Below are 8,492 nucleotides of genomic sequence, written 5' to 3' on the forward strand. Positions count from 1 at the left end.
CGCCGGGCCCTAACAGGGTAATGAAAAACCCTTTCGACCTTCCCCCTGACCCCCTTCCTGGCCAGGAAGGGGGAAGAGATTGTATCTGGGGGACACCGGCAGAATCTGGTTTCAGATTCTGCTAACGTCATTCTGTAAGAATGACGTCCAGACACCCCTGCCAGAAGGGGCACGCCCTCTGGACTCCCCTGTTTCATCAGCCTGCTAGAATCCGGCGTCGCCAGCATCTATATTGACAAAGCGTCATCATAGGGCTAGACTCCAATTCAGCCTGTGAAATATAATGGTATCACGCAGGAACCAGGTGATACCGGTAACTGCTTCGACCTGGAATACCCGGAGGAGGTAGAAGGTGAAGCTAACAGTAATAGGGTTTGGAAGGTGCGGCGGTCAGATTGCCGATGCATTCGCTCGACTGAACAAGCGAGCGCGCCACCAGCGCGGCGTGGATATCATCCCTGATGCCTTCGCAGTGAACAGCGGCGAAACAGACCTGGCCGGGCTGCGTAATATCAAGTCCGACTACAATCACCGCATTCTGATGGGCGGTACCACGACACAGGGTCACAGTGCCGCCAAACTCAGCGAGTTGGGCGCCCAGATTGCCAGAGACGACAGCGATAAAATCGTCAATGCCCTGAGTTCTTCCAAGCGCTTCGGGGACGCCGATGCGATACTCATGGTGGCCGCAACCGGTGGTGGTACCGGTTCGGGTGCTATGCCAATAATGGCACAGCACCTCAAGGAACGCTACTGGAGCAAGCCCGTTTACTGCATGGCCGTCCTCCCCTTTGAGTATGAAGAGCAGGCCGAAGCAAGAACGGTGCATAATACCGCACTCTGTCTCAAGTCCACCTACACGGCTGCTGACGCCGTGATACTGGTTGAGAACCAGAGATTTCACAGGAAGGACTCGCCACTGAGACACAACACAGCCCAGATAAACGCGCATATCGTTGAGCCATTCTACAACCTGCTCTGCGCAGGTGAAGAGAAAAGAACGAAGCGTATCGGGACGAAGGTGCTTGAAGCTGCGGATATCGTCGAAACCTTCGAGGGCTGGACGGCAATAGGATACGGCAAGACGATGCTGCCGATGATTCGAATACCGTTCCTGAAGTCACGCAACTACAGAAAGAGGGGTGCCGGCACCAACCGTGGTATTCAGGTGATGGAAGAAGCCGTCAGCGAGTTGTCCGTCCATTGTTACACCAAAGACGCGGCAAAGGCGCTCTATCTTATCTCAGCACCCTCTTCGGAGATTAACTCCTACCTGACCAGTGACCTCAGCGAATACCTCAGGGACCTGGCTCCTAATGCCATAATCAGGGCTGGAGATTATCCTTATGAGCGGAGCGTCATGGACGTGGTTATCGTTCTCTCTGCGCTGTCGGAAGTTAACAACGTAAAAAACTACTACGTGAAGGCTGCCACCTTTTTCGAGAAGGTACAGGAGAACGAGGAAGTACAGCCGCAGCGGAGCGACACGGAAAAAGCCGCTGACGACCTCCCGACACTACTGTGATGTATACTGGGTGATACTACTCACTGTACGGGAAGTCTGCCCGACCTGCGACCGGTTACCAGTAACCGCATCATACCTCCGGATATGAACCATCCCGATGGAATCCTCTACCGGAGATCAATCACCCGGGGTCAGGACACACTGGCACGTTATTCCCCGCTATACAAAAGGAGACAATGAGATGTTAAGGGGTGGAATACCCATCGGCCGCCTGTTCGGCATATCCCTGAGGCTGAACTATACCTGGTTTGTTGTCTTCGCACTGGTGACATGGTCACTAACGGCTGAATACTTCCCGATGAGTTACCCTGATTGGAGCCTGTCCATGTCGCTGGTCGCCGGTATCGTGACCAGCCTTCTCTTCTTCGGTTCGGTGCTGGCGCACGAGCTCATGCACAGCATAGTTGCCCAGTCAGTTGGTATTAAGGTCAACTCAATCACTCTTTTCATCTTCGGCGGGGTCGCCCAGATGAGCGAGGAACCACATCGGCCCAGGGATGAACTGCGTATAGCCCTGGCCGGCCCCCTGGCAAGTGTGGCTATTGGCATCATCTTCGGGGCAGTTTACTTACTGGCCGAGGGACACTCCGAGTTCATACGAGCCATATCGTACTGGTTGGGTCTGATAAACATATCTCTCGCCGTATTCAACCTTATCCCGGGCTTCCCCCTGGACGGCGGACGTGTTCTCAGGTCGATACTGTGGTGGCGTAGTAATAACCTGCGACGGGCCACTAAGACCGCCACCAATATCGGCCGTGTGGTGGGCTACCTGTTTATCTTCGGCGGGATATTCTTCATCTTCCAGGGTCTCTGGCTGAACGGGCTCTGGCTGGTGCTTATCGGCTGGTTTCTGGAAAATGCCGCCGTCGGCAGCTACCGTCAGGTCTCGTTTCAAGACACGCTTCAGGGCCACACCGTCAGCGAGGTCATGACCAGGGACTGTCCTCTCATGGACCCCGAACTGACTATCGAAAGACTGGTAAACGAACAGATTCTGGTCTCCGGACGCCGATGTTTCCCGGTGGCAGTTGACGGGCGTGTCCTGGGCCTGGTGACCCTGCACAACATCAGGTCAGTCCCGCGCCCCCTGTGGCCTGCCAGAACGCTAAGACAGGTAATGACACCGCTGGACAAGTTAGAGTCCGTTTCACCCAATGAAGACCTGTCAATAGTGATGAAGACCATCACCGAAGCGGACATCAATCAGGTGCTCGTGGTGGAAAAGGGCATAATCCTCGGTGTCATCGGACGGGACAATCTGCTTGCCTTCATCAACATCCGCGGAGAACTGGGCGTGTAGTGCTACCCGGAAGTGGTCTGCATAGAAGGGTTGTGGTACACGGTCTGCATCACGGCATCCCACGTCTCCAGTGCCGCCGACTCGGCGACGTCCAGGAAGAAAGATTTCCCTAGCTGCAGGGAGTGAACCAGTACAGTTGGTTTTCAACCGTCGATTTATTGGTGTATACTTAGCACCAGCTACTCTAATAGAAAAGGAGCAAGACCATGACAATGGACCTTGACGACGAACTGAAACAGGTATTCCGTCCGCAGGACGTCCACATGGGACGCCTCAAGGCCGACCCGGAGAAGTGCACCGGCTGCGGTCTGTGCATTCAGAACTGCCTCTTCCGGTCTTGGGAGATGGACGAAAACAAAGTCCCTTACATGAAGGAAGGCGCAGCCTGCTTCGGCTGCTACAACTGCATGGTGGCCTGTCCGGTGGATGCCATCTCCATCGTTGAGCCCTACCATGTTGATTCCGGGCTCTTCCGCACACTCCCTAATCCTATGCCCGCTGTGCCGCCACTACCCCCGTTCGACGCCGACGGGAACCCCGATGAGTGGAACGAGGTCGAGCGTGTCGTCTTCACCCGGCGCAGCGTGCGTAACTTCTCGGACAAACCTGTGCCTGAACCTCTTATCCGGCGCATAGTGGAAGCCGGCAGGCACGCCCCTAGTGGCGGTAACTCGCAGCCGTGGAAGTTCATCATTATATCCAATAAAGCCCTGCTCGATGAACTTAATGAAGCTGCAGCAAAGATTCTAAGTGCAACGTATGAGATGTATGCCGATGACGAGAAGGTCAAGATGCTGGCCGCCGGCTACAAGGCTAACCCTACGCCAGGGACCTGGGACCCGCGCATCATCCTTGGTGGCATCGGTACCTGCGTTTACAAGGGTATTAACCCTGTCCTGCTGGGCGCCCCGGTGACAATCCTGATTGCCGCCGACCGTCGGGCTATCGGTGGCCCCCAGATGCAGGTGGGTATTTGCGGGCAGAACATGATCCTCGTGGCCAATTCGCTGGGACTGAAGGCCACCTGGGTGGGGTTTGTCGGGGCCTGCAACGGGGTGCCGTCCATTATGGCGAAGCTGGGACTCGAGGACCCCTTCTACATCACCTCTTCCGTGGTTGTCGGCTACCCGAAGTTCAAACAGGAGGGTACGGTGGCCAGGGAGTACCGCCCGATCACCTGGTTCCGCGAAGGGCAGGACGACCCGGACATAGAGGAGGAGCCTCGTGTTATCACGCTCGCCGGCGCCGAGACCCGCTGATGATACGCTTTGTGCATCTCTTCAACTACTCAGAGGGTATCTCACTGGAGGATAGCGAAGCGTGGTACCTGAGTGAGCACGTTCCCAGGGTCAGGAAACTACCCCACGTAGTGCACTATCGGTCCTGGCGCGGGCTGGACACCCCGATTCCCTATCCGGCTACTGGCGTGCCGGCCTCCTTCGACCAGTTCGTACGCCGCAGTGAGCTGTGCTTCGATGACCTCAGTACCTGCCAGCAAGCCCTGGCCACGGACCCCACGATGTGGGCTCCGTCTGAAGAGGGTACACCCGGATTCCGCGAGTTCGAGTGCCTGCTTCTGGAGGAAGAACCGCAGTACGACCTCCTGCGGGACGCTCCGCAGGAACAGTACAAGTACATGACTCTACCGCTGCTGTGGCCCAGTGGCAGACCACAGATTGAAGATACCGGCGACCTCTTGGTCGATAGCTACTATTTCTCCTATCGACCGGGATTATCCATCGCCGATGGCGAGGACTGGTACCTGGGTCACCACACCCGCGAAGGAAAACAACTTTCGGGGGTGAAACACTACAAGACCTGGAAGAGCATCCCCGTACCGGAAGACGCCGTTTCCACCCTGCGTCTGAACAGATGGTTCCGCAACACAGAGCTCGGTTTCTGCAGCTTCGAGGCATTTCTTACCACACTGGTGGATGACAGGACACGAGTCAGGTTCACCCAGTCACCATTTGGCCGTGTCCTCGGCGATTGGATGAACATCTTTATCAGGCTCGAAGACGTTGATGACCTGCTTGAGTAGCACCTGTACCGACCTTCGACAGGCGAAAGCAGTAATGATACAGGAGGCATAAGAGCAGTATGATAAAACATATCTTCGCCGGATTTCTCGGGGACATCAATCGAACAGAGGCTGAAAGGTGGTACTTCCGCTTCCATAGTAAGGAAGTCGTGCGTTATTTCGGGCCGTGGCTGCGACGCTACGAGACATTCCGGGCCTGCGCGCCACCGGCGGATGCAGAGCGTTTCGGTGCCCGGAACGGTTACCTCACCGAGCTCTGGTACGACAGCATCGAGGACTTCGTCGAGGCGGACCCCAACAATCGACCATATACTCCCCTCACCATATCCCGGACCGGAATCCGTCCCAGCCCCCCGGCGATAACCATAGTCCCTGCCATACCTACCGAAGACTTTCTCGGTAAAGAGCCCACTCCCGAAGAGAAGACAATACTGCGCTGGTACTGCGTCTTCAAGTATCCGGATGGTGTCTCCATTGACGATGGGGAGAAGTGGTACCTAGAGATGCACTCCCGGGAAGTCAAGCAGCAGCCAGGCCTTCTGAAGTACGTCAGCCACCGCGTCGTGGACAACCCGCCGATTCGTACTCCCTGGCTCCGCGTGTCCGAGCTCTGGTACGAGGACTTCGACTCCTGGCACAGGGCAAACATAGAATCACCTCCTAAATACACACCGCCGCCGTGGGACGCGTCGGAACCATTCGTCGATATGGTCAGTGTCTTCGTGAGGTACAAGCCGGACGTCGACTTCCTCAAAGACAATCCTCCCATCCCGTAGCTGGTCGTGTTGACACCCGCGACCCGGCGGCAGCAGGATGGATAAGAATACCTTTAACTCAGCCACAGTAGTCTGATACGGGAAATCTCAAATCGAAGGAGGGACCAATGGACCTCAAGCAGGTTAATGAAACTCTGAACGCTTACATCAAGCCCCAGACCTTTCCCCTGGCTCTCAAGTTGTGCCAGTCCGAGAGCGAACTCCCGGAGAGGGTCAGAATGCCGGTGCGCGACATGGGTTACCGGATTACCCTCTGCCAGGGCTATGGAATCGCCCGCCGTTTCCGCTGGGTGCTGGCTGTTGGTAAGGAAGACCAGTGCTGTGTCGGCGGGGCTTCGGCTATGGGGTTCCTTGCGGAAAGGGCTAATGAAGAAGCGGACAAGCGACTGGAAACCGGGAAATACAGCCACCTGCTGATAGCACCAATCGAGATAGCCGACTTCGAGCCGAACCTCATTATGCTGTACATAGACTCTGCTCAGGCAATGAGACTGGCACAGTCGGCGACCATGAGTGCCGGTGAGAGTGTTTCGTCCGTTGCCACCGGTACCGGGGACTGCGGTGATGTAATAGCCCGTACAATCAAGAGCGGCCAGTGTCAGTTCATCCTGCCCAGCGGTGGGGACCGGGTCTTTGGGGGGACACAAGATAACGAGCTGATATTCACCATCCCCGGGAGCAAAGTAGAGGCTATCATAAATGGTCTCGGGGAAACCCATAAGACCGGATTCAGATACCCGGTGCTGACCGATATGAGACATGCTCCGGAACTACCGCCCTTCCTCCAGATTCCGGGGGACGCGTAGTCCGCATTGACACCCGCGACCCGACAACGATAGTATAGAATAAGAATGTCTCTATCCTACCAGCACATCACGCCGGCACTGGCATGCCAGACGAAACTCCTGATGACCGATGTGGACGGCACCCTGACGTCCGCAGATGATACCATTAGTCCGGCGGTCTTCGAGGCAGTCCTCCGCCTGGAAGAGTCGGGCATTATCGTTGGCCTTGTCTCCGGTAGGACGCTACCCGGCCTGGAATCGCTGGGCTATCGTCTCAATATCAGCGGACCGATAATCGCGGAAAACGGGGCTATGGCCAGGCTCAAGGTTGGCGGTGAACTAATGGAGCTGGGCTATTCCCGAAAACCCTCGATGGAAGCCCTGAAAAAACTCATGTTGCTCTACCCCGGCTCAATCAGGGGAAGAGAGGATAATGCCGAACGCCTGGTGGACGTGGTTATCCATACGGGCAACATACCCAGGGAGACACTGATTCAGCACCTGGAAGAAGTTCAGATTCTTGATTCCGGCTACATAATGCACCTGATGCCCGCCGGCATCAGCAAGGGAAATACGCTGCTTGAACTACTCGGCAGCGTGGGGCATGATGGCGTATCGCCGGAAGAGGTCATGGTGTTCGGGGACTCCGCTACTGACCTGTCACTATTCGAGCTATTCCCGCACAGTGTCCTGATACCGAACCCCAGGCTGGCTCCTGAGCTCACCGATGATGTGCAGAAGGCGGCTGCATACATTGCCGGTATTCCTTATGGTGAGGGCTTTGTCCAGATAGCACGGTATATCGCTGAAATCCGTGCCAACAGTGGCCGCAGTTAGGATGTCATCTCTATCCCACCGGCGTTCGACAGCGTACATACCCGATAATACGTTCAGATAAGCATGGCGGCAGGCCAAATACATGCAATCAAGGAGACCCGAATGCTCAAAGAGCTGATACTAGAGAACAGAAGTCGACGGCGGTTCCACCAGAAACCGGTAGAGAGGGAAACGCTGCGGGAGCTAATCGACCTGGCCAGACTGTCGGCCTCAGGGGGCAACCGCCAGGCACTGAAATTCGCCATCGTCTGCGATGAGGATACCAATGCCCGCGTATTCCCACTCATAGGCCTGGCAGGGAACCCCACCCAGGATGAAGCTCCCACGGCCTACATCGTTATCCTCGGTGACACCGAGATAAGCAAGTCCTATGGCTGTGACCACGGAATAGCCGCTCAGAGCATAATGCTCGGTGCAACAGAGGAAGGTCTCGGTGGCTGTATGGTCGGCATAGTGGACCGAAAAGGACTCCGCAAGCTCCTGGATATCCCCGGACGCTACGAAATCCTCCTCCTGCTTATCCTCGGCTGGCCCAAAGAAAAGCCCATCATCGACTCCCTGGGTGCGGACGGCGATACACAGGGAACCTGGGACGATGAAGGTGTCCGTCACGTCCCCAAGCGCTCGCTGGACGAGCTTATCATTAACTAACGCCGTCAGTAGTACCGACGGCACCATAACGGCTAGAGGCCGGTTATCAGACGTGCCAGCTCGCGCCGATGGTGCGCCGGGTCGCCCAGGTAGTGGTACAGGGCGCGCGACGCCCGTGTGTGGAAACTCGCCGAGTGGTCCTTCGAGTAGCTCACGCCGCTGAAGACCCGATGGGCAAGGGTACAGATTTCCCAGTAGGCTTCACTGGTAACCGCCTTGGCCATGTGTACGCTTTCCGCGGCCTGTCTCCCCGTATCCAGCTTCCATAGACACTCGTAGGTAGTCCAGCGGGCAGCATCGCGATAGTTGACCATCTCGATAATCATATCCTGCACCCGCTGAAATCTTCCGATGGCCTGGCCAAACTGCACCCTGGAGCGACTGTATTCCAGCGTCATTTCGGAGACCGTCTGACAGCCGCCCACCTTGTATGCGCAAAGGACAGGTATCGACCGGGCAATGGCGCGTTCCAGCGCCGGCCAGGCATCATTACCCTCGCCCAGTCGGTCCGATACCGGTACCCTTACCGAATCCAGTTTCACCTCGAATGCCCGGCCAGCCAGATACCCGGGGA

9 protein-coding genes are annotated in these 8,492 nt (G+C 56.4%); 8 read left to right on the plus strand and 1 reads right to left on the minus strand.

Annotation, left to right across the window (positions count from 1 at the left end; genetic code table 11):
- The first annotated feature begins 352 nt into the window (after positions 1 to 352).
- The 8 genes from VMW13_09490 to VMW13_09525 all read left to right on the plus strand — a co-directional run bounded on the left by VMW13_09490 (position 353) and on the right by VMW13_09525 (position 7,918).
- The gene (locus VMW13_09490) at positions 353 to 1,525 is read left to right on the plus strand and encodes a cell division protein FtsZ (protein HUV45048.1); all 1,173 of its coding nucleotides are present in this window, start codon (positions 353 to 355) and stop codon (positions 1,523 to 1,525) included.
- Positions 1,526 to 1,706: 181 nt separating this feature from the next.
- Positions 1,707 to 2,828: a site-2 protease family protein gene (locus VMW13_09495; GenBank protein HUV45049.1), complete on the plus strand. Its 1,122-nt coding sequence runs from the start codon at positions 1,707 to 1,709 to the stop codon at positions 2,826 to 2,828.
- Positions 2,829 to 3,034: 206 nt separating this feature from the next.
- Positions 3,035 to 4,087: a nitroreductase family protein gene (locus VMW13_09500; GenBank protein ID HUV45050.1), complete on the plus strand. Its 1,053-nt coding sequence runs from the start codon at positions 3,035 to 3,037 to the stop codon at positions 4,085 to 4,087.
- Complete coding sequence (locus tag VMW13_09505; protein HUV45051.1) at positions 4,087 to 4,869, plus strand: hypothetical protein; 783 nt, start codon at positions 4,087 to 4,089, stop codon at positions 4,867 to 4,869. Before VMW13_09500 ends, VMW13_09505 begins: the two co-directional genes overlap by 1 nt.
- Positions 4,870 to 4,928: 59 nt before the next feature.
- The gene (locus tag VMW13_09510; protein ID HUV45052.1) at positions 4,929 to 5,645 is read left to right on the plus strand and encodes a hypothetical protein; all 717 of its coding nucleotides are present in this window, start codon (positions 4,929 to 4,931) and stop codon (positions 5,643 to 5,645) included.
- A 107-nt stretch (positions 5,646 to 5,752) separates the two neighbouring features.
- On the plus strand, positions 5,753 to 6,451 hold the full coding sequence (locus VMW13_09515; protein HUV45053.1) for a DUF169 domain-containing protein: 699 nt from the start codon (positions 5,753 to 5,755) through the stop codon (positions 6,449 to 6,451).
- A gap of 45 nt (positions 6,452 to 6,496) precedes the next feature.
- Complete coding sequence (locus VMW13_09520) at positions 6,497 to 7,267, plus strand: HAD hydrolase family protein (protein HUV45054.1); 771 nt, start codon at positions 6,497 to 6,499, stop codon at positions 7,265 to 7,267.
- A gap of 102 nt (positions 7,268 to 7,369) precedes the next feature.
- Positions 7,370 to 7,918 carry a nitroreductase family protein gene (locus VMW13_09525; protein HUV45055.1) on the plus strand — a complete coding sequence of 183 codons (549 nt, stop codon included), beginning with the start codon at positions 7,370 to 7,372 and terminating at the stop codon, positions 7,916 to 7,918.
- Positions 7,919 to 7,950: 32 nt separating this feature from the next.
- On the opposite strand, the gene VMW13_09530 is transcribed toward VMW13_09525, so the two are convergent.
- The coding region (locus VMW13_09530) for an acyl-CoA dehydrogenase family protein (protein HUV45056.1) at positions 7,951 to 8,492 on the minus strand (542 nt) is incomplete at its 5' end.

The sequence above is a fragment of the Dehalococcoidales bacterium genome (genome assembly GCA_035529395.1).
Taxonomy (GTDB): Bacteria; Chloroflexota; Dehalococcoidia; order Dehalococcoidales; family Fen-1064; genus DUES01.

What these genes read in the sequence shown, in the direction of transcription:
- VMW13_09495 (HUV45049.1), top strand. Translation starts at nt 1,707, where the DNA reads ATGTTAAGGGGTGGAATACCCATCGGCCGCCTGTTCGGCATATCCCTG.
- VMW13_09500 (HUV45050.1), top strand. Translation starts at nt 3,035, where the DNA reads ATGACAATGGACCTTGACGACGAACTGAAACAGGTATTCCGTCCGCAG.
- VMW13_09505 (HUV45051.1), top strand. Translation starts at nt 4,087, where the DNA reads ATGATACGCTTTGTGCATCTCTTCAACTACTCAGAGGGTATCTCACTG.
- VMW13_09510 (HUV45052.1), top strand. Translation starts at nt 4,929, where the DNA reads ATGATAAAACATATCTTCGCCGGATTTCTCGGGGACATCAATCGAACA.
- VMW13_09515 (HUV45053.1), top strand. Translation starts at nt 5,753, where the DNA reads ATGGACCTCAAGCAGGTTAATGAAACTCTGAACGCTTACATCAAGCCC.
- VMW13_09520 (HUV45054.1), top strand. Translation starts at nt 6,497, where the DNA reads ATGTCTCTATCCTACCAGCACATCACGCCGGCACTGGCATGCCAGACG.
- VMW13_09525 (HUV45055.1), top strand. Translation starts at nt 7,370, where the DNA reads ATGCTCAAAGAGCTGATACTAGAGAACAGAAGTCGACGGCGGTTCCAC.